Origin of the sequence: Thioalkalivibrio sp. ALgr1, from assembly GCF_000378285.1 — a bacterium.
GTDB lineage: Bacteria > Pseudomonadota > Gammaproteobacteria > Ectothiorhodospirales > Ectothiorhodospiraceae > Thioalkalivibrio.
The window spans coordinates 256,606-280,955 of the sequence record NZ_KB905133.1; the positions used below are offsets into that span (position 1 = coordinate 256,606).

Annotated in this window: 18 protein-coding genes; 8 read left to right on the top strand and 10 right to left on the bottom strand. The window is 67.0% G+C overall.

All coding sequences use genetic code 11. The features are described from left to right. Window positions 1-24: 24 nt before the first annotated feature. From F466_RS0105610 to F466_RS0105650, 9 genes are all read right to left on the bottom strand, one after another. Entirely contained in the window at window positions 25-3,126 is a 3,102-nt protein-coding gene (locus F466_RS0105610) for an efflux RND transporter permease subunit (RefSeq protein ID WP_018993631.1), read from the bottom strand. Window positions 3,127-3,140: 14 nt separating this feature from the next. Then, entirely contained in the window at window positions 3,141-4,253 is a 1,113-nt protein-coding gene (locus F466_RS0105615; protein ID WP_018993632.1) for an efflux RND transporter periplasmic adaptor subunit, read from the bottom strand. Further along, window positions 4,250-4,984 (bottom strand): TetR/AcrR family transcriptional regulator, encoded by a 735-nt coding sequence (locus tag F466_RS0105620; protein ID WP_018138853.1) that lies wholly within the window; start codon window positions 4,982-4,984, stop codon window positions 4,250-4,252. Before F466_RS0105620 ends, F466_RS0105615 begins: the two co-directional genes overlap by 4 nt. Before the next feature lie 103 nt (window positions 4,985-5,087). Then, window positions 5,088-5,762 (bottom strand): type 1 glutamine amidotransferase domain-containing protein, encoded by a 675-nt coding sequence (locus F466_RS0105625; RefSeq protein WP_018174421.1) that lies wholly within the window; start codon window positions 5,760-5,762, stop codon window positions 5,088-5,090. Between the two features lie 289 nt (window positions 5,763-6,051). After that, complete coding sequence (locus F466_RS0105630) at window positions 6,052-6,678, bottom strand: peroxiredoxin (RefSeq protein ID WP_018138855.1); 627 nt, start codon at window positions 6,676-6,678, stop codon at window positions 6,052-6,054. Between the two features lie 180 nt (window positions 6,679-6,858). Then, window positions 6,859-7,515: a hypothetical protein gene (locus tag F466_RS0105635; RefSeq protein WP_018138856.1), complete on the bottom strand. Its 657-nt coding sequence runs from the start codon at window positions 7,513-7,515 to the stop codon at window positions 6,859-6,861. 233 nt (window positions 7,516-7,748) lie between these two features. Beyond that, the gene (locus tag F466_RS0105640; protein ID WP_018993633.1) at window positions 7,749-9,131 is read right to left on the bottom strand and encodes a sigma-54-dependent Fis family transcriptional regulator; all 1,383 of its coding nucleotides are present in this window, start codon (window positions 9,129-9,131) and stop codon (window positions 7,749-7,751) included. A gap of 115 nt (window positions 9,132-9,246) precedes the next feature. Further along, window positions 9,247-10,251, bottom strand: coding sequence for a cytochrome d ubiquinol oxidase subunit II (gene cydB, locus F466_RS0105645; protein ID WP_018138858.1), 1,005 nt, complete (start codon window positions 10,249-10,251; stop codon window positions 9,247-9,249). A gap of 3 nt (window positions 10,252-10,254) precedes the next feature. After that, window positions 10,255-11,661, bottom strand: a complete 1,407-nt coding sequence (locus F466_RS0105650; RefSeq protein ID WP_018993634.1) for a cytochrome ubiquinol oxidase subunit I — start codon at window positions 11,659-11,661, stop codon at window positions 10,255-10,257. Window positions 11,662-12,023: 362 nt separating this feature from the next. Here F466_RS0105650 and F466_RS0105655 point away from each other — a divergent pair, with 362 nt between their 5' ends. The 3 genes from F466_RS0105655 (at window position 12,024) to cydC (ending at window position 16,864) form a co-directional block, all read left to right on the top strand. After that, entirely contained in the window at window positions 12,024-13,415 is a 1,392-nt protein-coding gene (locus F466_RS0105655) for an FAD-dependent oxidoreductase (protein WP_018138860.1), read from the top strand. A 79-nt stretch (window positions 13,416-13,494) separates the two neighbouring features. Further along, window positions 13,495-15,165 (top strand): thiol reductant ABC exporter subunit CydD, encoded by a 1,671-nt coding sequence (cydD, locus tag F466_RS0105660; RefSeq protein ID WP_018993635.1) that lies wholly within the window; start codon window positions 13,495-13,497, stop codon window positions 15,163-15,165. Beyond that, window positions 15,158-16,864: a thiol reductant ABC exporter subunit CydC gene (gene cydC / locus F466_RS0105665; RefSeq protein ID WP_018993636.1), complete on the top strand. Its 1,707-nt coding sequence runs from the start codon at window positions 15,158-15,160 to the stop codon at window positions 16,862-16,864. The genes cydD and cydC overlap by 8 nt, the downstream gene beginning before the upstream one ends. 17 nt (window positions 16,865-16,881) lie before the next feature. Here cydC and F466_RS0105670 read toward each other — a convergent pair whose 3' ends face one another. Continuing rightward, the gene (locus F466_RS0105670; RefSeq protein ID WP_018138863.1) at window positions 16,882-17,658 is read right to left on the bottom strand and encodes an HAD family hydrolase; all 777 of its coding nucleotides are present in this window, start codon (window positions 17,656-17,658) and stop codon (window positions 16,882-16,884) included. A gap of 140 nt (window positions 17,659-17,798) precedes the next feature. On the opposite strand from F466_RS0105670, the gene dksA reads away from it, so the two are divergent. From dksA to F466_RS0105695, 5 genes are all read left to right on the top strand, one after another. Continuing rightward, window positions 17,799-18,251 (top strand): RNA polymerase-binding protein DksA, encoded by a 453-nt coding sequence (gene dksA / locus F466_RS0105675; RefSeq protein ID WP_018138864.1) that lies wholly within the window; start codon window positions 17,799-17,801, stop codon window positions 18,249-18,251. A gap of 329 nt (window positions 18,252-18,580) precedes the next feature. Continuing rightward, window positions 18,581-19,525 carry a tRNA glutamyl-Q(34) synthetase GluQRS gene (gene gluQRS / locus F466_RS0105680; RefSeq protein WP_018993637.1) on the top strand — a complete coding sequence of 315 codons (945 nt, stop codon included), beginning with the start codon at window positions 18,581-18,583 and terminating at the stop codon, window positions 19,523-19,525. Between the two features lie 389 nt (window positions 19,526-19,914). Further along, on the top strand, window positions 19,915-20,088 hold the full coding sequence (locus tag F466_RS13715) for a hypothetical protein (RefSeq protein WP_019592028.1): 174 nt from the start codon (window positions 19,915-19,917) through the stop codon (window positions 20,086-20,088). Then, window positions 20,078-23,023 carry a sensor histidine kinase gene (locus tag F466_RS0105690; protein WP_018174418.1) on the top strand — a complete coding sequence of 982 codons (2,946 nt, stop codon included), beginning with the start codon at window positions 20,078-20,080 and terminating at the stop codon, window positions 23,021-23,023. The genes F466_RS13715 and F466_RS0105690 overlap by 11 nt, the downstream gene beginning before the upstream one ends. Continuing rightward, complete coding sequence (locus F466_RS0105695) at window positions 23,020-24,330, top strand: sigma-54 dependent transcriptional regulator (RefSeq protein WP_018174417.1); 1,311 nt, start codon at window positions 23,020-23,022, stop codon at window positions 24,328-24,330. The genes F466_RS0105690 and F466_RS0105695 overlap by 4 nt, the downstream gene beginning before the upstream one ends. Window positions 24,331-24,350: the final 20 nt, after the last annotated feature.

The following is a 24,350-nucleotide window of genomic DNA, read 5'->3' on the forward strand; positions in this document are numbered from 1 at the left end:
CTGCCGGGGCGCGCGCACCGACGATCAGGCAGGACCCGCATCGGCCTCCTGCGCCTCCAGCGTGTCGGCGTAGTGATCGCGCGCCACATAGGTATAGATGGCCGGGACCACGAAGAGCGTGAACAACGTGCCGATCGCCATGCCCGCCGCAATCACCAGGCCCATTGCGAAGCGCGAGCCGGCACCAGCACCGGTCGCCATCAGCAGCGGCACCATCGCCACCACGGTCGCCGTGGTCGTCATCAGGATGGGCCGCAGACGCAGGCTGGCCGCCTCCTCGATCGCATCGCGCAAGGGGCGCCCCTGACGCTGCAACTGGTTGGCGAACTCCACGATCAGGATGCCGTGCTTGGCGATCAGCCCGATCAGGGTCAGCAGACCCACCTGTGTATAGATGTTCAGCGAGGTCACACCCAGGCTGATGAAGATCAGGGCGCCGGCGATCGACATCGGCACCGTGGTCAGAATGATCAAGGGATCACGGAACGACTCGAACTGCGCGGCCAGCACCAGGAAGATCACGACCAGCGCGAAGAAGAACGTGACGACCAGATCCCCACCCTCGGCCTTCAGCTGCCGCGACTCGCCGGCATAGTCCACGTTCACATCGGGCGGCAGCACCTCGGCGGCAATCCGGTCGATGATGTCCAGCGCCTCCCCGAGGGTGACGCCGGGCCGTGGCACCCCCTGCAGGGTCACCGCGTTCAGCTGCTGGAAGCGGTTGAGCTGGCGCGGCGTGACCGTCTCTTCCAGCGTCACGATGCTGGACAACGGTATCGGCTCGCCGTCCGCGGTGCGCGTGTACAGCTCCTCAAGCTGCTCCGGCGTCAGGCGGTCGGAACGCTGGACCTGCGGGATCACGCGATAACTGCGGTTCTCCATCGCAAACCGCCCGGCGAACCCGCCGGAGAGATACGTCGCCAGATCGGCATTCAGCGTCGCCATGTCGATGCCAAGCTGCGAGGCACGCTCGCGGTCAATCTTCAGATCCACCCGTGGCTGGTCGAAGTTGAGATCGGTATCGAGGAAGATGAACCGACCCGTCTCCATCGCCCGGTCCTTGATCTCCTGACTCAGCTCGTTCAACTCCTCGAACGAGCTGGTGGAGCCGAACACAACGCTGACCGGCGCGCCCTGCCCCGGGGTCGGCAGCTGCGGCGGCTGGATCGCGAACACCTCGAGCCCTGGCAGCCCTTCCAGCGCCGGCTGCAGGTCCTCTTCCAGGATCTTGGCGGTCGTTCGGTCACGCTGATCCCAGGGCGCCATAACGAAACCGCCCAGGGCCTGGTTGGTCGCCCCGGCCATACCGGGCCCGCCGCCAAAGCCGTTCACGATAAAGATGTTGTCGAGCTCGGGGATGCGGTCGAAAAAGCCGTCGGTCAGCGCGGTGTTGCGCTCCAGGTAATCGATCCCCATGTAGGCATCGCCTTCCATGATCGAGAAGGCGAAACCCTGGTCCTCCTGCGGCTCCAGCTCGGTCTGCGAAGTCACGAACAGGAAGTAGCAGGACACCAGCACGATGGCGCCGAAGGCGGCGACGGTGAAGCGGTCATTCAGTGCCCCGTGCAGCCGTCGGCGATAGCGCTCGCGCAGGCTGTCAAAGCGCGCGTCCAGCCACGACTCGATGCGCCCGCGCCGCTCGACCGAACCATCGCGCAGGATTTTCGAACACATCATTGGCGACAGCGTGATCGCGACAATCCCCGAGATCACGACCGTCGCCGCCAGGGTAAACGCAAACTCGATGAAGAGCGTGCCGGTCAGGCCGCCGATGAACCCCAGCGGCAGGAAGACCGCCACCAGCGTGGTCGACATCGCGACAATCGGCCACGCGAGCTCGCGCGCCCCCTGGATCGCCGCGTCCATGCGCGACATGCCCTCCTCGATATGCCGCGAGATGTTCTCCAGCATGATGATCGCGTCATCGACCACGATGCCGATGGCCAGCACCATCGCCAGCAGCGTCAGCAGGTTCAGCGAGAACCCCATCAGGAGCATCAGCATGAAGGTCCCGATCAGGGACAGCGGTACCGCCACCGCCGGGATCAGCACACTGCGCCACGAGCCAAGAAACAGATAAATCACGACCAGCACGATCAGCAGCGCCAGCACGATGGTCGTCAACACCTCGTCGATCGCGCTCTCGATGTATTCGGTGGAGTCATAAACGATCTCGCCCTCCAGCCCGGAGGGCAGGCGCGGCTCGATGCGCTCCTCGAAGATCTCGCGTACATCCGCGATCACCTCCAGGGCATTGGCATCCGGCGCCAGCTCGATGCCGATGAACGTCGCCGCCTGACCGTTGAAGCGCACCGAGGTGTCGTAGTTCTCCGACCCCAGCTCCACCTCGGCGATATCGCCAAGACGCACCAGGTCGCCCTCCTGCTCGAACAGGATCAGCTGCTCGAACGCCTCCGGGGTCTGCAGGTCGGTATCCGCGGTCAGGTCCAGGCTCACCATCGAGCCCTTGGTCTGCCCCACCGCGGAGAGGACATTGTTGCCCTCCAGCGCCGACCGAACGTCGCGCCCGGTTACGCCATAGGCCGCCATGCGATTGGCGTCCAGCCAGGCGCGCATCGCAAAGCTCTGATCGCCGAGGATCTCGGCCCGCTGAACGCCGTTGACGGTGGCCAGCTCCGGTTGCACCTCGCGAATCAGGTAGTCGGTGGTCTGATTGTTGGAGAGGCGCTCGGAATAGAACGACAGGTACATCGCCGCCACATCCTGACCCACGGATAGATCCACCACCGGGTCCTCGGCCTCCGATGGCAGATCGCTGCGAATCTTGTCCACCTGGGCGGAGATCTGCGTCAGCGCCTGGTTCGGATCGTAGTCCAGCTCCAGGAACGCCTGCACCGTGCTTATCCCCGGCAGGCTGTTGGACACGATGTAGTCGATCCCCTCCGCCTCGGCGATCTCGCGCTCCATCGGTGTGGTGATGAATCCCTGTACCAGGTCCGCATCCGCGCCGATATAGGCGGTGCTGACCGTGACCACCGCGTTCTGCACCTCGGGGAACTGGCGCACGTTCAGGTCGAACACCGCCCGCACCCCGAACAGCAGGATGAACAGGCTGACCACAGTGGCCAGCACGGGCTTCTGAATAAAGATATCGGTAAAGCGCATCGTCGCGGGCCCGCTCAGCGATTCGCCGGCCGCGGATCGCGTTCGGCATCGGGCTGGGCATCCTCCGTGATCTTCACGGGGGTATCGTTCTGGAGCTTCAGCAGACCGCTGACCGCAATCTCGTCGCCCTCTTCCAGGCCATCCACGATGCGCACCAGGTCACCGCGTCGCTCACCGATCTCCACCAGGCGCTGCTCCACACGCTTGTCGCCGTCATCGTCTTCCAAGATCACGAACACCGAGTTGCCCCAGGGTGCGAAACGGATGGCCGTCTGCGGGACCACCAGCCCCTCCTCCGGCTCGCCACGCTGCAGCGTGACGCGGGCGAACTGACCGGGGCGCAGCCGATGGTCCTCGTTGGTGATCATCGCCTGCACGCGGAACATCCGCGAGGCAGCACGGACACGCGGCTCGATCGCGGTAATCTGCCCCTCGAAGGTCTCGCCATAGGCATCGACGGTGACCTCGACCGACTGCCCCAGCTCGACATTCGCCAGCCGGCGTTCGGGCAACGTGAAGTTCACATACAGCGGGTCCAGGGACTCCAGCACCACAATCGGGTCGCCCGGGCCGACAAACTGGCCCTCGTTCACCTGACGGATACCCAGCTGCCCGTCAAAGGGCGCCCGCAGACGCTTCTGGCGAATACGGGCATCCTGTGCCTTGACCGCCGCCTCGGCCTGTTGCGCCTCGGTCGCGCGGCGCTGGAACTCCGAGTCGGAAATATCGTTGCGCTGCACCAGGCCCCGCGCCCGTTCCAGCTCGCGCGCCGCGAGCTGCGCCTCGGCGCGCAGGCTTTCCAGCTCCGCCTCGTCCAGCTCGGTGTCGAGTTCGACCAGCGTCTCGCCCGCCTCGGCGAAGGCCCCATTGGCAAAATGGATGCGGTCAACAATGCCCTGTGCCTCGAAACTCAGCGTGGCCCCCTGCACCGCCTCCAGGTCCCCCACCGCACGCAGCTGCGGGGCCCAGCGATCGGTCTCCACGGTCGCCGCGTTGATGGTCGCAGTCGGCTCCGGCATCTCGTCAAAGAACTCCGCGATCTGCTGATCCACGAAGGCCTTGAAACCAAAGATGCCACCCAGGACCAGGGCTACGCCCAGCAGCATCAGGAAGAATCGCTTGCTCATGAATTTGCCTCAGGAATGTGCTCGCGCACGATCGCGCGCACCCGCTCCGTCTCGGCGCGCACGACCGAGGGTTCGTCTGGATCGATTCGCGGCTCCCAGCGCCAGCCGGTCAGCAGCGCATGGGTATGGCGGATCAAGTGTTCATACGGGCGGTGGATATCGTAGGCATCCAGCAGCCCCTGGGCATTCGCGAGCGCCTGCATCCCGGTATTCAGCGCCCACGGCCCCAGCCCCATCTCTTCCTCGCCCATCTCCTGGGCCGGTGGCAGGTCCTTGTTCGCCCGCGCCTCGGCCACGATGGCGTTGATCGCCTGGCTGATCGGTTGAGCCGCATCAAGCAACTCCTGCCGCCGCGCCTCCGACGTGCTCGCCCAGACCACCTCTGTCGTCACGAATTGGGTCAATCGATAGTAGTCCGGATTCGCCTGCGCGAAATCGATATCGGCCAGCACCATCGCCAGCATTCGTGAACGGGTTCCCAGCGGCAGCCGAGGAATGCACCGAAACAGCTCCGCACGCTGACGCGTTGCCCGGGTCGCGACGGCCGCCAGCAGATCTTCCTTCGAGTTGAAATGCTGGTACAGCGTGCCGGTCGCGTACTCGCAGGCGGCCGCCAGACGCGACATCTGCAACGCCAAAAGGCCCTCCGAGCGGATCAGCTCGTGGGCCTTTTCGACAAAGAGGGTCTCGCGCGCCTCGCGCTCGCGCTGCTTTCGATTCTCGGTGCCCATCGGCGCAGACTACCGAATCGGAACCAAGATTTGAACCTCGTTCACTCAACAAGCAAAAAAACGGGGCCCAGAAGGCCCCGGTCCGCTTGTCATCGGCGCCCAATCAGCCGGCTTCACGCAGTAGGCGCACGATCGCGTCGGCCACGCTCTTGCTGGACTGCGGGTTCTGCCCCGTCACCAGTTTGCCATCCACCACGACATGGTCGGCCCAGTCCTCGGCGGTCTCGACCTCCCCACCCAGTTCGGCCAGGCGGTCCTGCAGCAGAAACGGCACGGCCTGATCGAGCTGTACCGCCTTCTCTTCGCTGTTGGTGAACGCGGCCACCTTGCGCCCCTTCACTGCCGGACTGCCGTCTTTCAGCATCGCGCCGACCAGACAGGCCGGCCCGTGACACACCGCGCCCACGACCTTGTCGTTCTCCAGAAACTCGCCGACCAGACGCTGCACATGCGGATTCTCCGGCAGATCGAACATCGTGCCGTGCCCACCGGGGAAGAAGATTGCCGCGTAGGCATCGTGGTGCATGCCTTCATCGAGATGGATCGTGTCGTCCAGGGCCTCCTGCGCGGCGACGGCCGCCGGTCCGGGATGATTCGACTCCAGGCTCTTGGGATCCAGAGGGACGGGCCCGCCCTTGGGACTGGCCACCTTGATCTCGAAACCGGCCTTGCGGAAGCGGTCATAGGGCACCGAGAACTCGTCAAACCACACGCCGGTCGCGTGGCCGTCGCCGATCTCGCCGTGACTGGTCACCACCATCAGTATCGTCTTGCTCATCCCGCGAACTCCTGTTGCATCCATACATGTCCGTGGACTCGGTGGTCCGGGACAGGGTTCCGCTGCGCACAGGAATCAAGGGGCCGGGGCCCGAATTCGAGAAGCCGATCCCTTGCGTCTTGTCGGTATTGGCGGGACAGCTTTCTGAACGGTCCGAGGAGCAGGGACAGTCGACCGAACGCGTATCACTCTCCCCAACCAAGAAAGGCCCCGTAATGGGGCCTCTGACAGCTTGGTCAATGACGTCCGACCGGCAATGCCGGGCGGACGCCAAGGCTTCAGGTCGGAGTCAGACCTGGGTGTAGCGCAGGTAGGAGCGGATCTCCTCGAAGCCCTGCGGGAACTTCTTCTGCGCATCCTCGTTGCTGACCGTCGGCGGGATGATCACGCGATCGCCCGGGGTCCAGTCGGCCGGCGTAGCGATGCCGTGCTGGTCTCCGGTCTGCAGCGCATCGATCACGCGCAGGATCTCGTCGAAGTTGCGGCCCACCGACATCGGGTAGGTCATCATCAGCCGGATCTTCTTGTTCGGGTCGATAATGTAGACCGAACGCACCGCGGCAGTCTCGCTCTCGCCCGGGTGGATCATCTCGTAGAGCTCGGAGATCTTCTTGTCGGCGTCGGCAACGATCGGGAACTCCAGCGTGGTGTTCTGGGTGTCGTTGACGTCCTCGATCCACTTGTTGTGCTCGTCGACGGTATCCGTGGACAGGCCCAGCGGCTTCACGTTGCGATCCGCGAACTGCTGCGCGAGCTGGGCAGTGCGGCCCATCTCGGTGGTGCACACCGGCGTGAAGTCGGCCGGATGGCTGAAGAAGAAGCACCAGGAATCGCCGATCCACTCGTGGAAATCGATCTTGCCCTTGGTGGTGTCAATCTGGAAGTTCGGGGCGGTATCACCCAGTCGAAGTGCCATGATGTACTCCTTTCTTGATAATCAATGGTTTGCAAGTTTCGGGGCCGTCTCGGCTCCCCGTGGAAACCAAGGTATCGCGACCCCACTGCATTAGCTATTACTAATTCTCTAAGGCCTCGATAGCCGGCACCTAAGACGAGCCGCAACAAGGGCACCCCGCCCCGAGCGGCCCACCCGTCACTACATGCGGCGAAAGAGCTCGGCCAGGTCGTCACGCATCGGCTGGCGCCCCATCTCCTCGGTGGTAAATTCCGAGCCGTCGAAGGACACGCGCAGCATCACGGCCTCGCCGGCCTCCACATCGGGCATCAGCGCAACCATCGGGCGCCCGGTCAGGTATTCGGCAACCGCCTCGTCCATCTCCGCCGCGGCCTGTACCTGCTGCTGCATCCAGGTGGAGATATGCAGCATCAACGTGCCGTCCCACTCGGCCTTCGCGAGCTCGCCGAGCAGGGCGTGGGCCAGGGCCACGTTGTCGTCACGGCTGGCACCGGCGCCAAAGGCGAGATAGGTCACCTCGGCGTCACCGATCGCCGCTACTGCGTCGGCGGCATCCTCGGGCCCTTCCATGCCCGCGATGCTGAACCCGGCCTCCGGGTTGGCGGCCAGCATCCCGGCCCCGAGACCGCCGGTCAGCGCGCCACAGATCGCGGAACGGTTGTTGACCACGGCCAGCGACTCGGCCTCCATCATGCTCGCAATGGCCTGTCCGACATTGCCGCCCGCCATGGCGCGAACGGTCTGCTCCTCGCCAAACGAAAGCGACTCGGCTGCCGCCGTGAGCGGTGCGGCCAGCAGCGCAGCCGAGAGAGACAGTGCAATGGTCGTCTTTTTCATCAGTTCACCTCGTGTTGGTGGTTGGGAATATTCGGTATTTCTGATGCCTGGGGCATCACATCACCATCGGCCGGCCGGGCGCGGCCCTTCTGGTGTTCGGGAGTTGTGGCTATGCAGCTCCTGGGACCCTGCAGCACCACGCGCGATTCAGGTTTCTCCGACCGCGGCATACTGCGCAGACGGGAACACTCGCCGCAGGCGGCCCGTCAGAACCCGTACCTGGGGCCGCCGGATCAGCCGTCTCGATCCAGTTCCCGCAAGCGCCGGTACAGGCTGCGCTCGCTCAGGCCCAGCCGGCGCGCGAGGCTCCGCCGATCACCCTGGTGTACCGCCAGGGCGTGACGCAGATACTCGCGCTCGATCTGATCCAGCGGACGCAGTTCCCGCGGATGGACCAACTCCGCGTAACCTTCTCCGGCCGCACCCGATTCGGCGCGCGTGGCCTGCTGGCGCACCGGGCCTGGCAGGTGCTCCGGCCGAATCGGACCGCCATCCGCCAGCAGGGCCGCGCGTTCCAGGATGTTGCGCAGTTCACGCACGTTGCCGGGGAAGGCATATCCCTCCAAAACCCGGATCGCGTCGTCCTCCATCGTCGGACGCGGCACCAGCTCGGAGCGATCCAGCATGGCCTCGACGAGCAGCGGGATATCGCCGCTGCGCTGGCGCAGCGGCGGCACCTCGATGGGGAAGGTATTGATCCGGTAGAACAGGTCTTCGCGAAACTCGCCGGCCCGCACCATCGCCTCCAGATCCCGGTGGGTGGCACAAACCAGTCGAAAATCCGCACTCCGAGACTCGATTCCGCCGACCCGGCGGTAGGCGTGCGTCTCCAGCAGGCGCAGCAGCTTCACCTGCTGGCCCAATGGGATATCGCCCACCTCGTCCAGGAACAGCGTGCCGCCGGACGCGGCCTCGACCAGCCCGACCTTGGCCGAGGCCGCACCCGTGAAGGCCCCCTTCTCGTGGCCGAACAACTCGCTCTCGAACAAGGTCTCGGTCAGTCCGGAGCACTCAACCGCGACAAACGGCTTGTCGCGGCGCGGGCTCTCTTCGTGGATCGCCCGGGCGATCAACTCCTTGCCGGTACCGGACTCACCCAGCAGCAGCGCCGAGGCATTGCTGGGTGCCACGCGACTGATCAAGCCCAGCATGGTATTGAACGCCCGCGAACGCCCGACCAGCCCGGTGGCCCCGTTCTGCGGGCTGGATACGGGCAGATGATGGAGGCGCTCGACGAAATAGCGAACCTCCCCCTCCGCCCCCAGGATCGGAGTCAGCTCGACGTCCACGTGCTCGCGGCCCTGCGCCGTGTGATGCACATGCAGGACACGTTCCCGGCGGCGGCTGGCGAGCGCAGCCTGGAGCGGACAGGCTTCCCCGGCCTCGTCGCACGGACGCTGATAGCCGTGCGAGGCCTCATAGCAGGCCCGGGAAGAGCCATCGGCATCCGTGCCGTAGACCCTCTGGTAGGCCGTATTCGCGGCCAGGATCCGGTAATCGGGCGACAACAGGATGGAGGGCTCGCGAAAGGCCTCCATCATCTGTCGCATCGCCGAGAGGTCCGTCTCGTTGCCACACGGAATCGCCAGTCGGCTAATCGTCACGTCTTCTCGCATGGGCCAGGTATCCAGGGGAGGCGCCGCGGCGGTGGTCCTCCGATGACTCTGCCCAATAGACACGCTCAACCGAGGTACGTTCAGTGGCATCACGGCCGGTCTCTACGGATCCCGCTTAGTGGTACCCGGTCTCGGGCGTCACCTTGCCGCGGAAGACCCAGTACGTCCAGGCCGTGTACCCCAGGATGATGGGGATCACGAACAGCGCCCCGACCAGGATAAACAACTGTGCATCCGGGGACGACGCCGCATCCCAGAAGGTGTGGTCCGGCGGCACCACATACGGCCACTTGCTGACCAGAAGCCCCAGATAGGTCGTAATGAACAGGGCGATCGTCGCTACGAACGGGATCCCCTCGTCACGCCGCCGCACCGCCCGGATCAGTATCCAGGCGGACAACAGGGCCAGCGCCGGCAGGACCCACAGGTACTGCCAGGTGCCCATCCAGCGTTCCATCACCTTCGGGTCAATAAACGGCGTGATCAGGCTCACCGCCGCGAACACCACCAGGACCAGGGCCAGCAGGCCAGGCACCACGCGATAGGCAAAGGCCTGGGTCTCGCCATCGGTCTTGACGATCAGCCAGGTCGCGCCCAGCAGCGCATAGCCCGCCAGCAGACCGATACCGGTCAGCACGGTGAACGGCGTCAGCCAGTCCAGCGGCCCGCCGGCAAAGCTCAGACCCTCCATCTCGAAGCCCTGGATGTAGGCGCCCACCACGGCCCCCTGGGCAAACGCCGCCACCGCCGACCCCGCGGCAAAGGCCACGTTCCACAACCCCTTGGAGGTATTGGCCTTGAACCGGAACTCGAACGCCACCCCGCGGAAGATCAGCCCCGCCAGCATCAGGAAGACGCCGATATACAGGGCCGGCAGGAACACCGAGTACACCAGCGGGAAGGCCGCCAGCAGCCCCGCCCCGCCGAGGATTAGCCAGGTCTCGTTGCCGTCCCAGACCGGGGCGACCGAGTTCATCATCACATCGCGCGAGGTCTCGCCCGGGGCGAACGGGAACAGGATCCCGACCCCCAGATCAAACCCGTCCATCAGCACGTAGGCGATGATGCCGACGGCAATGATGACCACCCAGATCAGCGTGATATCAAGCGTGGTTTCCATGGATCAGCTCCTTGCAGCGCCGGTAGCGGCGTCGTCGATCGAGGTATCGGCCGCGGACCAGGGCCGTTTCGCGTGGGCCGGGGCCTGCCGGACCTCGGTGGTCTCCGGTCCCTTCTGCACGATACGCACCAGGTAGTAGACGCCAGCCGTGAACACGGCGGCGTAGACCAGCACGTAGCCGATCAGCGTGAACAGGGCCATGCCTCCCGTCAGCGCCGGGGTGACGCCCTCGGCATGGGTCATCACGCCGTAGACCAGCCAGGGTGCGCGCCCGGTCTCGGTCACGAACCAGCCGGCGACCACCGCGATGAACGGGGCCGGGATCATCCAGGTCAGACCCCGCAGGAAACGCGGCGAGGCGAACATGCGGCGCCGGAAGCGCAGCCAGGCACCGGCCAGCACGAACAGGATCATCACCATCCCGATCGCGACCATGATGCGGAACGACCAGAAGGTGATTCCCACCGGCGGGCGTTCCTCGGCGGGTACCTCCAGCAGGCCAGGGACCTCGCCATCCAGCTCGTGGGTCAGGATGAAACTGGCCATCTTCGGGATACCGATCTCGAAGTGGTTGGTCTCGTTGGCCGAATCCGGGATCGCGAACAGCAGCAGCGGTGCCCCGCGTTCGGTCTCCCAGACGCCCTCCATCGCCGCGACCTTGGTCGGCTGATGTTCAAAGGTATTCAGGCCATGGATGTCGCCCACCACCAGCTGGGCCGGGGCCGCCAGCAGCAACACCCACATCGTGGTGCCCAGCGCCTTGCGGTTGACCAGCACATCGCGCTGGCGCAGCAGGTACCAGGCCGAGACGCCGGCGACCACGAAACCCGCGGTCAGCAGCGAGGCCAGGCCCATATGGAAGAAGCGCGGCCAGAAGCTCGGGTTGAAGATCGCGGTGATCCAGGAGGTCACGTGGAAGACACCGTCCTGCAACTCGAAGCCCACCGGGGTCTGCATCCAGCTGTTGGCGACCAGGATCCAGAACGAGGAAATGAAGGTACCCAGCGCCACCATCAGCGCCGCGAACAGGTGCACGCCCTGCGGTACCCGGTCACGGCCGAACAGCAGCACGCCCAGGAAGGCCGCCTCGAGGAAGAAGGCCGTCAGCACCTCGTAGGAGAGCACCGGCCCGAGGAAGTTGGCGGTCGCATAGGAGAACGCACTCCAGTTGGTCCCGAACTGGAACGACATCACCAGCCCGGAGACCACCCCCATCCCGAACACGACCGCGAAGATCTTGATCCAGAACTTCGAGATCTGGGTGTAGATCGCATCGCCGGTCTTCCAGGCGCGAAACTCCAGGAAGGCGATGAACGACGCCAGCCCGATGGTAAAGACCGGGAAGATGGCGTGAAACGAGACCACGAATGCAAACTGGATTCGTGATAGCAGTATGGGGTCGAGCTCCATGGCGTTCCTCCATTGTCAGGGTGCGCCGTCCGGACGCAGCTACCGCGTCCTTACAAGTACCGTGCCAGCAAGCCCGCCTCCCGCTCGCGGGCCCGGCAGGCGGCAACCGGCCTCGAAGACAACCGCCCGCACCCGCTCGCCACAGCGCCGCTGTGACTGCCATTCATGGCAGCAAAAACCCCACAACTGCCATTTGTGGCAGTCCTGTCGTGGCACAACCCGCCGCCAGCGGCAGGCGCGAGCGGGCTCTGCGATCTGGCACGCAACTTGTAAGAAAACGGCAAGCAGGGCGCGTCAGACGCCCGCCTTTCATAACAAGAGTGCACCGCAGGAACCGCGGTGCCGGACGACGGAGATCCAGCATGTCCCAGCCCGAACAGCGCGAAAATCGCAGCCGCCAGCAGCAGTCGACCGAGGCCCTGGCTGCCGCCATGGACCGCAGCGGCCTGTCCCGCCGCGACTTCCTGAAGATCGCCGGTGCGGCCGGCCTGGCCTCGGCGACCGGCGTACAGGCCGCCCCGGCTCAGGCCGCGGTCTCGACACGGGCACGTATCGTCGTGCTGGGTGGAGGCGCGGCCGGCCTGACCATGGCCGCGCGCCTGCGCGCCCTGCTCGATGGCGCCCGTATTACCGTGGTGGAACCGAGCGAGATCCACGACTACCAGCCCGGCTGGACCCTGGTAGCGGCGGGCGTCTATTCGGTCGGCGAGGTCCAGCGGCGCAACGAGCGCTATATCCCGCGCGGGGTGGACTGGGTGCGTTCCGCCGTCGCCGCGATCGACCCGGAGTCGCAGCGGGTGGAGACGGTCGATGGCGACCACCTGGACTACGACTTCCTGGTGGTCGCAACCGGCCTGCACCTGGACTTCGAGGCCATCGACGGCCTGCGCCGCGAGGACATCGGCCGCCCGGGCCTGACCAGCATCTACGCCAGCGCCGAGGCCGCGCGCGATGCCTACGAACAGGTACGCACCTTTGGCGAGCGCGGCGGCGTGGCCCGCTTCACCATCCCGGGGACGCCGATCAAGTGTGCCGGCGCCCCGATCAAGGCCACCTTCATCGCCGAGAGCCTGCTACAGAGCGCCGGCCAGCGCGGAGATGCGGAGTTCCACTACCACACCGGGGCAGACCGCCTGTTCAGCGTCGCGCGCTTCGACACGATGGTGCGCGACCTGTATGCCGAGCGTGACATCGCCGTGAACGAGGATGGGTTTCTCGCCGCGGTCGATATCGACGCCCGGCAGGCCACCTTCCGCGGGACGAACGGCAACGAGGAGACGGTCGACTACGACTACCTCCATGTGACGCCGCCGATGCGGGCCCACGGGTTCGTGCGCGAGGCCGGGCTTGCCGTGGAGGATGGCGCGCTGGCCGATGGCGGCTGGCTGGCGGTGGATGATCGCACCCTCCAGCACACCCGCTATCCGAACATCTTCGGCGCCGGCGATGTGGTCGCCACCGCGATCGGCAAGACCGCCTCCACCGTGCGCTCCCACGGCGCGGTGATGCCGGACAACCTGGTGGATGTACTGCAGGATCGCGAGCCATCGCGCGAGTTCGACGGCTACACCTCCTGCCCGCTGATCACCGAGGTCGGCAAGGCCGCCCTGGTGGAGTTCGACTACAGCCTGCAGGAGGTCCCGACCTTCGGCTTCATCGATCAGGGCGAACCCAGCTGGATGTGGTGGCGTCTGAAGGTGCACATGATCAAGCCGCTGTACTTCAACATGCTGCGTGGGCGCTACCTGCGCTAGGGGGAGCCTGACTGATGTCCGCACGCCCAATCGGTCCGCTCGCGCTGCGTCGAGCCCGGATGCCCGTCGTCCGCACGCGATGAATGCTACCGCCAGGGAGTGGCTGCGCCAGCGTGCCCGCCCCCATCGCCGCTGGCTGTGGATGTCCGCGGCCGGCTCCCTGATCGCGGCCGGCGCGACGATCGGCGTGGCCGGCATCATCGCCCAGGCCGTGTACCAGGCCCTGTTCGCGCCCGAGCGCCTGGACTGGGCAGCGGTGCTGGCGGCCGGGCTCGTACTGATCGTGCTGCGCTACAGCGCACAGGGACTGCGTGACCTGGCCGGCCAGCGGCTGGCCCACGCGGTCAAGGGCCGCCTGCGCGGCGAGCTGCTGCATCGCGCCCGCGAGGCCGGTCCGGCGCGGCTCGCGGCACAGGCCACCACCGGCGAATGGATCGAACGCTTCCAGGCCCGCGGCGAGGACCTGACCGGCTACTACGCGCGTTACCTGCCCGCGCTGCAGGCGGTCATCCTGATCCCGCTGGCGATCCTGATCACGGTGTTCTGGCTGGACTGGCTGGCCGGCCTGCTGCTGCTGTTCGCCGCCCCGCTGATTCCGGCCTTCATGGCTATCGTCGGCATGGGGGCCGAACAGATCCATCGCCAGCAGCAGGCCGAGCAGGACCGTCTCGCCGGGCACTTCCTGGACCGCATCCGCGCCCTCGACTGGCTGCGCCGGGCACGCGCAATCGAGGCCACCCAGTCCGAGGTGGTGGAGCGCAGCCACCATCAGCGCCGACTTACCATGCGTACGCTGCGGGTGGCCTTCCTGTCCTCGGCCGTCATGGAGTTCTTCAGCGCCGTGGCCATCGGCATGGTCGCGATCTATGTCGGCTTTGCCCTGTTCGGGGCGCTGGACTACGGCCCGGCCGCGGAGCTGACGCTGTTCACCGGTCTGTTCGTGCTGCTGCTGGCGCCGGAATACTTCCTGCCGCTGCGGCAGTTCGCACAGAGCTATCACGACCGCGCCGGTGCGCTCGCGGCAGCCGAGGCTCTGGCCCCGCTGACCGCGCCCGCCGAACACCCCGCCGCCAGCGCCGCTCCGGCCATCGAGCCGCCCGAGACCGACCCGACCGGCGCGATGCTCGCACTGGAGGCCGTCAGCCTGCGCTATCCCGGCCAGGACGCACTCGCCCTGCCCCGGACCACGCTGACCGTCCAGCCCGGCGAATCCATCGCGATCACCGGGCCCAGTGGCGCGGGAAAATCCACCCTGCTCGCCCTGTGTGCGGGGTTCCTGCAACCGGACGAGGGACGCGTACGGCGCCATGGTGATGCGCAATCGTTCGTGTGGATCGGACAACAGGCCCACCTGTTCCACGGGACCCTGCGCGAGAACCTGCAGCTGGCCCGCCGCGAGCCCCTCTCCGATGAGGAGATGGGCTCGGCGCTGGCGCAGGCCGGCCTGCCGCTGCAGGCGGCGGAGCTGCCGGACGGGCTGGATACGGCGATTGGCGAGCAGCGCCGCGGCCTCTCCGGCGGCCAGGCCCAGCGTGTCGCCCTTGCCCGCGGCCTGCTCTCCGGCTACCGGCTATGGCTGCTGGACGAGCCCACCAGCGCACTCGACGCGGCGACCGAGCGCGCATTGCTGGACACCCTGTTCGGGCTGGCCCGGGAACATGGGCTCACGCTGGTCGTGGCCACGCACCACACGACGGTGCAGGCCCGTTGCCAGCGGACCCTGAATCTCGTGGGGGATCGGGATGCGTAGGGACGGCTTCCGGGATCTGCGCTTCCTGCACGCGGTCTTCCGGCAACGGCGGCTGTGGTACTGGGGCGCCTGGGCCCTGCTGGCCCTGACCTGGGTCGCCGGGATCGCGTTGCTGGCGCTGTCCGGCTGGTTTATTACGGCCACGGCCCTGGCCGGGGTCGGCCTACTGGCCACCCTCGACGTCTACATCCCCTCGGGCGGCATCCGTACCGCGGCCATCGCGCGCACGCTGGCGCGGTATTCCGAGCGGCTGGTCAGCCACGAGGCGGTGCTGCGCAGCCTCGCCGACCTGCGGGGCCGGACCTTCCGGGGCCTGGCGGCCCGTCCCGCCGGCTGGGTCCGCGCCTATCGCAGCGGCGACCTGCAGACCCGGCTGACCGGGGACATCGACACCCTGGACGCGATGCCGCTGCGGGTCGCGGGCCCGATCATCGCCGCTCTGCTGAGCCTGCTGGTCACACTGGTCATTGCATTCTGGCTGGCGCCATGGCCGGCGGCGGCGCTCCTGCTGGTGGCCGGCACCCTGACCATGCTGGTCTCGCTGCTGCTCGCATGGGTCGGGCAACGTGACAGCCGCCAGTTGGTACGCGCCCGGGCTCATGAGCGTATCGCCCTGGCCGACTACATCGGGGGCCTGGCCGAACTGATCGCCTTCCAGCGGGCGGGCGATACCGAACAGGCGCTGGCGCGGCAGAACCGCGACCATGCCCGGCGACTGACCCGACAGGAGTCGGTGGGCACACTGACCGAGCCCGTGGTGCAGGCGGTGGTCGCCGTCTCGGCACTGCTGATGCTCCTGCTGGCCCTGCACTGGTACACGCAGGGGCTGATTTCAGCACCTGTGGCAGTCCTGCTGCCCCTGATGACCCTGGGCCTGGGCGAGGTCCTGGGCAGCCTGCCGGGCGCCTGGTGGCGGGCCGGCGAGAGCCTGGCCGCCGCGCGCCGCATACGGCATGTGGTCGCGCGGAAGCCCCTCCCGGCCGATTTGCCCGAAGGGGGTGAACGGCAGGGACACCCGCGCCTGTCCGCGCAGGGCCTGGTGACGGGATTCGAGGCCGGCCGCCCGCTGTCGGCACCGCTGGACCTGGCACCCGAACCCGGGACGCCGCTGGTCGTGACCGCCCCGAGCGGACACGGCAAGAGCACCCTGCTGGACACCCTCGCCGGCGAACAGGCGCCCCTGGCCGGGTCGGTCCGGATCGGGTCGACACCCATCGAGGCCCTGTCGGTCGATGCCCGCTATGCCCGGATCAGCTATCTGCCGCAGACCCCGCACCTGCCGGACACCCGCATCCGCAACATCCTCGCGCCCGGTCCGCATGACGACCACCAGGACGAGGCCCTGTGGGATGCGCTTCGGCAGGTCGACCTGGCCGACCGGGTTGGCGCCGATGCGGATGGACTGGACGCCCGCATCGGCGAGGGCGGGCAGCACCTGTCCGGTGGCCAGCGTCAGCGCCTGGCGCTCGCCGCCATACTCCTGCAGAACCGTCCGATCGTGCTGCTGGACGAACCCTTTTCCGGTCTCGATGCCGCCACCATCCAGCGGATCCTGCAGCGCCTCCGGCCCTGGCTGGCTCGGCGCCAATGCATCCTCGTGACCCATGCCCCGGACGCGCTGCCGCCGGACTGGACACGTCTGCTGCTACCGCGCCCCGCGCTGCCCCGGACGGGTTCTGATTCGGTTACTACTGCTTAGGGAAACACGGACCGGGCTCAACGCCCGCCTTGCGCTGCCGCGGCCCACTCGCGGAGCGCGGCAACATCGACACAGGGGCCCGGCAAATCCGGCCCCCGGAACACCGTTGCCGGACACTGCGGCTCGCCAAATCCATCCAGGACAACCAGGGCGCCGGTGAAGTCCTGCTCGCGCGTGTAGTCGTTCGTCGTGACCACCACATTCAGCCCCGCCCCCCGGGCTGCGCGCACGCCGTTGTCCGAGTCCTCGAGGGCCAAGCAGGCCTGTGGCGGCAGATCCATCGCCTCCAGGGCGTGCTGGAAGATATCCGGGGCGGGCTTTTTCTCCGGGACGACGTCACCGGCAGAGATCACCTCGAAGCGGTCCGGACCCTCTTCGCCCAGCGTCGCCTCCAGCAACGCGGTGACGTTCTCGGGCGTCGTGGTGGTAGCAATCGCCAGGCGCAGTCCTGCCGCCGACGCCTCGTCGAGCAGACGTTCGACCCCCGGCCGCAGCGGGATCGCGCCGGTCTCCAGCAGCGCCACGTAGTGCCTTGTCTTGGCCGCATGCAGGTCCCGGATACGCTGATCGATTTCGGGCTCGTCCAGGATGTCGGGATGATCCTCCGAGAGGTACTGGCGGATGCGTTCCTTGCCACCCGTCACGCGCAACAACTGTCCGTAGCGCTCGACGCTCCACTCCCAGTCCAGCCCGGCCTCGGCAAACGCCTGGTTGAATGCGACGCGATGCCCGTCGCGCTCGGTATCGGCCAGTGTGCCGTCGACATCGAAGATCAAGGCCTTCAGTTCCTGCATCCGGGTTCCTCTGGATATGTGGCTGATAAAGTGGGATTCGCTCCGGGCCCCACACAAAAAATACTGGCACGGGACTTGCCCAGCCGGGCTGTCTCTGATACTAAGTGCGCCTTATTTTTCCAGCCGGAGAGAATGCCCGCATGGCTGCTGACAAGAATCAGGACCACCCCTCCACCAAGCACATGGTTGCCGGAGGCATCGCGCCCTACGAGCCGAAGTCCGGCGAAGAGTACATGAATCCGGATCAGCTCGATCATTTCCGCAGCCTGCTGCGGGCATGGCGCCAGGAGCTGGCCGAAGAGGTCGACCGTACCGTGGGCCACATGCGTCAGGACGCCGCGAACTTCGCGGACCCGGCCGACCGCGCGACCCAGGAAGAGGAGTTTGGCCTGGAGCTGCGTGCCCGCGATCGCGAGCGCAAGCTGTCGAAGAAGATCGACGAGGCCCTGCGCAAGATCGACACCGGGGACTACGGCTACTGCGAGACCTGCGGCGTCGAGATCGGCATCCGCCGCCTCGAGGCACGCCCGACCGCCACGATGTGCATCGACTGCAAGCAGCTGGCGGAGATCAAGGAAAAGCAGATGGCCTAGGGAGACGCTGATTTAATCGCACGTCCGCGCTCGAGTCGCTTTTGCGTGGGAACAAGGCGCGGTGACTGCCGTGCAGTCATTCTGCACAAGGGAACCGCAACGCCGTTCCCACGCAAAAGCGGCCGAGCCCCTGCTTTCAATGGCTTGCGGGGTTGGTGCCCCCTGTTCCCCGATCCTGCGTTGCGCCCCGCATTCATCAAAAACGGGCGGGTAGAACCACTACCCGCTGTACGACGCGCCTTGTCTCGGAAAACAGGGGGCACCAACGCGGACGTGCGATTAAATCAGCGTCTCCCTAGCAGGTCATCCGGCGGCAGGATGGCTGTGCCATGACTACCGCCAGCTCGAATCAAGGCGCCCCCTATGTGGGGCGCTTTGCCCCTACCCCCTCCGGCCCGCTGCATGCGGGTTCCCTGTTCGCCGCCGTTATCTCGTGGCTGGACGCCCGCAGTCACCACGGCCGTTGGCACCTGCGTATCGACGACATCGACACCCCGCGCGTCCAGACGGGCGCGGAGTCCGCGATCCTTTCGGCACTCGAGGCCTTCGCCCTGGACTGGGACGGCCCGCCCACCCGCCAGAGCAACCGCACCCCGACATACCAGGCCGCGCTTGAGCACTTGCTAGCCCGGGACCTCGCCTTTGGCTGCGCCTGCACCCGGCGCGACCTTGCTCACAACGGCAAACCGGGCTGGGAAGGCCCGATCTACCCCGGAACTTGTCGTCAGGGTCCGCCGGCCGGACACCCGCCGCGGGCCTTCCGTGCCCGTGCGGCGCAGTCACACTGGGACGTGGAAGACCGTTTCCTGGGCCCCGTCGCCTTCGACCTCGAGGCCCTCGGCAGCGACTTCGTCATCCGCCGCGCGGATGGCCTGTTCGCCTACCAGCTGGCCACCGTCGTGGATGATCTCGGGTTGGGCGTGACCGACGTGGTGCGCGGAGTCGATCTGCTGGGCTCCACCCCCCGTCAGATGCAGCTGTATCAATCGTTGACCACGCCCTGGCCGCGTTACGCGCACCACCCCGTGCTGATCGGCGCGGGTGGCCAGAAGCTGTCCAAGGCGGCAGGCGCCGAGGGTCTGCGCGAGGACACCACACGCGCCCAGCTCGCCTCAGTGCTGACCTGCATCGGGCTGGCACCCAGCGACCCCGACTGCCCCGACCGGCCCGCTGCCCAGCTGGCCGAGGCACTGGAGCGCCTGACCGACCGTCCCCTGGCCACTCGCCTGCCACTCACTACCGGCGTGCCCGTCCGCGAGCCAGGGAAACACTGATGAATGTACACGCTCGCGTTGGCACCCCAGGTTTTCCGAGACAAGGCGCGTCGTGCAGCGGGTAGTGGTTCTACCCGCCCGTTTTTGATCAATTCGGGGCGCAACGCAGGATCGGGGAACCTGGGGTGCCAACCCCAAAAGGGCTCGGCCGCCGGTTGTTATCAAAAACGGGCGTGGGAACTGCGTTGCGGCTCCCTTGTGCAGAATGACTGCACGGCAGTCACCGCGCCTTGTTCACACGAAAAAAGTGACTCGAGCGCGAACGTGTACATTCATCAGTGTTTCCCTAGGGGGTAGACTGCGGCCATGCTGCGCCTGTCCACCCCCACATTCGCGCCACGGCCTGCGGCCCGTCACAGGCCGGATCGGCACACTCCGGGGCGCTGACCTTGCAGTCTTCACGCGCAATCCTCGTCGCCCTGCTGGGCGCCTTGCTGTTCCTCAGCCCACTGGTCATCTGGGTCGCGCACCTGACGCCGGCCTGGTGGTGGCCATTCGCTGGCTGGGCGGCATTCATCGTCCTGGTTGCCGTTGTCTTTGCCGGGGGTCGCCGTGACCCTTAGCCTGGGCCTGATCTACGCCGTCGGCGTGGCCTATCTGGCGCTGTTGTTCGGGATCGCCTTCCTGGCCGATCGCGTTCCGCGCGTCGGGCGCATCGCGGCCAACGGCTGGGTATTCAGCCTGTCGCTCGGCGTCTATGCCACGTCCTGGACCTTCTACGGCAACCTCGGCTTCCTCGCGGACCATGGCTACCTGTACCTGACGATCTACCTGGGCGTGACGCTGGCCTTCGCCGCTACCCCGTGGCTGCTGCGCCCGATCCTGCGCCTGACCCGCGAGCAGCAGCTCACATCCCTGGCGGATCTGTTCGCATTTCGCTATCGCAGCCGCTGGACCGGCCCCATCGTCGCGCTGTTCATGCTGGCCGGGGTACTCCCGTACATCGCGCTGCAGATCAAGGCGGTCGCGGAATCCGCCGGCGTCCTGACGGCCGAGACGCCACCGCACCTGCTGGCCCTGACCTTCAGCGCCACCATCGCGTTGTTCGCGATCCTGTTCGGCGCCCGCCATATCGCACCGCGCGAGAAACACGCCGGCCTGGTGCTGGCCATCGCGTTCGAGTCCATCGTGAAGCTGGTGGCGATCCTCGGCATCACCGCAGTCGCGCTGTACGCGGTCTTCGGCGGGTTTTCCGGCCTGGACACCTGGCTGACCGAGAATCCCGAGGCCGTGGATGCGCTGTACGCGCCGGTACGCGAGGGCGGCTGGTTCGCGATGATGATCCTGGCGTTTGCCGCCGCCTTCCTGCTGCCGCGCCAGTTCCACATGCTCTTTACCGAGAACATCAACCCGGCGGCGCTCAACCGGGCTGCCTGGGCCTTTCCCGCCTTCCTGCTCCTGCTGAACCTGCCGATGCCGGTGCTCTACTGGGCCGGAGAGGCGGCCGAGCTCGGCATCGACACCAACTACTACGCAATCGGCATCGCCGGCATGGTCGACTCGCCCTCGCTGGCCTTGCTGGTGTTCATTGGTGGTCTCTCGGCCGCCAGCGCAATGATGATCGTGACCACGCTGGCCCTGGCCCACATGGGGACCAACTACCTGTCGCCACTGACGCGCCTGCACGACGAGGACAGCGCCGCCGCCAACCTCTATTCCCGGCTCCTCTGGGGTCGACGCCTGTGGATCGTGTTCATCATCGGTCTGGGCTACGCGTTCTACGGCCTGCTGCAGGTGGTCGAAGGCCTGGCCCAGCTGGGCCTGATCTCGTTTGCCGCCGTGGCCCAACTGCTACCGGGGCTGATCGGGCTGATGCTGTGGAAACAGGCCAACCGCGTCGGCTTCCTGCTGGGACTCTGTGCGGGCATCGCAGGCTGGCTGTTGACGCTGGTGCTGCCGCTGATGGCCAAGGCGGGGATCGTTGCTGGCTACCCGGACCCACAGGGAATGCTTCGGGCCGAGGCCCTGGACCCGTGGACCTTCGCCCTGATGTGCAGCCTCGGCATCAATGCCGTGCTGTTTGTGCTCGGCTCGCTGCTGACCCGCCCCAACCGCGAGGAGACCGAGGCCGGGCGCGCCTGCTGCCCCAACGAATCGGCCGGGACCGGCGGCGGCCTGCCGCTGGCCGGCGATGTCGCCGAGATGGAGACCGCACTGGCCGCCACGCTCGGTGCCAGCGCTGCCCGTCACGAGGTCCAGCGGGCCCTCGACGATCTCGGCCTGCCGCGCCACACCCGTTCGCGCGGCGACCTGCGCACGCTGCGCGAGCGCATCGAGCGCAACCTTTCGGGCCTGCTGGGCCCGGTGCTCGCCCGCATGATCGTCGACCAGCACCTGCGTCTCGACGCCGCCGGGCGCCACACTCTGAGCGAGAGCCTGCGCCGGGTGGAAGAGCAACTCGAGACGCGCGCCCTGCCCCTGTCGGGTCTGGCGGCCGAGCTGGACGCCCTGCGCCGCTTCCACCGCCAGATCCTTCACGAACTGCCGCTGGGGGTAGCAAGCCTTGGCACCACCGGCGAGATCACCGGCTGGAACCAGGCCCTGGCCAAACTGACCGCGATCAACACTGACCAGGCCATCGGATGCAATCTGCAGCAGCTCGAGAGTCCCTGGGCGGGGCTGCTGACCGCCTTTATCGAGAGCCCGGATCGCCAGTGGTACAAGCTCAACGTCGATCTGCCCGATGGCAACCGGCGGCTGAACCTCCACAAGTCCGCACTCCAGGACGAGCATGGCCGGCTGGAGGGTCGCATCGTCCTGATCGAGGACATCACCGAGCGCGCCCAGCTGGAGTCCGAAATAGCCCACGGTGATCGCCTGGCCTCCATCGGGCGCTTTGCCGCCGGGGTCGCGCACGAGATCGGCAACCCGCTGACGGGCATCGCCTCGCTGGCGCAGAACCTCCCGCTGGAGGAGGACCCCGAAGAGGTCCGGGGCACCGCCGAGGACATCCTCGCGCAGACGCGGCGCATCAATGCGATCGTGCAGTCGCTGGTCACCTTCGCCCATGCCGACGAGGGCCCCTCCGCCGGGCATTTCGAGACCATCGCGCTGGATGCCATCGTCAACGAGGCGATCCGCCTCACTCGCCTCGCCGGGCGCAAGGACCTGCGCTTCGAGCTGGACGGCCTCGAAGGCCTCTATCTGCGCGGCTCGCACGCGACCCTGCTGCAGGTGTTCATCAACCTGCTGACCAATGCCGAACAGGCCTCACCCGAGAATGCGACGGTAGCGATCAGCGCCAGCGCTCGCGGTCGCAACATCCACCTGATCATCGACGACCGCGGACCGGGCATCGAGGAATCCAGCCTGGAGCGGCTGTTCGAGCCATTCTTTACCACCAAGCCCGCCGGCCACGGCACCGGGCTCGGCCTGCCGGTGGCCTACAGCATTGTGCGCGACCACGGTGGTACCCTGATGGCCGCGAACCGCCCGGACGGCGGTGCGCGCTTTATCCTGATCCTGCCGCGACACAACCCCGATGGCGACCACGCATGACGCGCATCCTTCTGGTTGACGACGAAGCCCCGATCCGCCGTGCCGTGCGCCGGTTCCTGGAGCATCACGGGTTCCAGGTGCGGCTGGCCGAAGACCTCGCCAGCGCCCGCACCGCCCTGCGGGAGGAACTGCCGGACCTGATGCTGGTAGACCTGCGCCTGCCCGACGGCGAGGGCATCGAGCTACTGGCCGAGGCCGGCCATACCCCCACCGTGATCATGACGAGCTACGCCTCGGTCCCCTCGGCCGTCACCGCGATGAAGGAAGGCGCGGCCGACTACATCGCCAAGCCATTCGATCACGACGCCCTGTTGCTCACCCTGCGCGCGGCGCTGCGGGGGGTCCCCGCCGCAACGACGGCGGGCAGCGACCGCGATGCCGACGACGACAGTCTGGGCCTGGTGGGCGACAGCGTGGCCATCCAGCGCCTGCGTGACCAGATCCGCCGGGTCGCGACCACTCAGTCCACCGTACTGCTGCGCGGCGAGTCGGGCACCGGCAAGGAGCTGGCTGCACGGGCCCTGCATCGGCTCAGCTCGCGCGCAACCGGGCCGTTTATTGCGGTCAACTGCGCGACCATCCCCGAGGGACTGGTCGAAGCCGAGCTGTTCGGCCATGCCCAGGGCGCCTATACCGGCGCCGTCAAGGCGCGCACCGGCCTGATCCAGGCGGCCCACGGCGGCACGCTGTTCCTGGACGAGATTGGCGAACTGGCCCCGGCCGCGCAGGCGCGCCTGCTGCGCGTGCTGCAGGACGGCGAGATCCGCCCGGTCGGCGCGAACGAAAACCTGAAGGTCGATGTCCGCCTGCTGGCGGCCACGCATCGCGACCTGGAGGCGATGATCGGCGAACAGGCCTTTCGTGCCGACCTGTACTACCGCCTGCGCGTACTGGAGCTGTCCATCCCGCCGCTGCGCGAGCGCCGCGAGGATATCCCGGCACTGGCCCGGCATTTCCTCTCCGATCTGGCAGGGAATGGCGGACCACCCGCCGAACTCACCCAGGCCGCGCAGAAAACACTCGAGTCCCACGACTGGCCGGGCAACGTGCGCGAACTGGCGAATGCCCTCGAGCGCGGCTGGGTGCTGAGCCCGGACAGCCGGATCGAACCGGACCACCTGGGACTGGCCCCGGCTACGGGCAATGGCGACACGACTCCCGGAGGCTCGAGCCTCAATGACTATTTCCGCCGCTTCGTACAACAGAACCAGGCCCAGATGACCGAGACCGAACTCGCGCGCGCCCTGGGTATCAGCCGCAAGACCCTGTGGGAACGCCGCCAGCGCGAGGGCCTGCCCCGCCCTTAAGCGGCCTGGCCGGGCGGCCT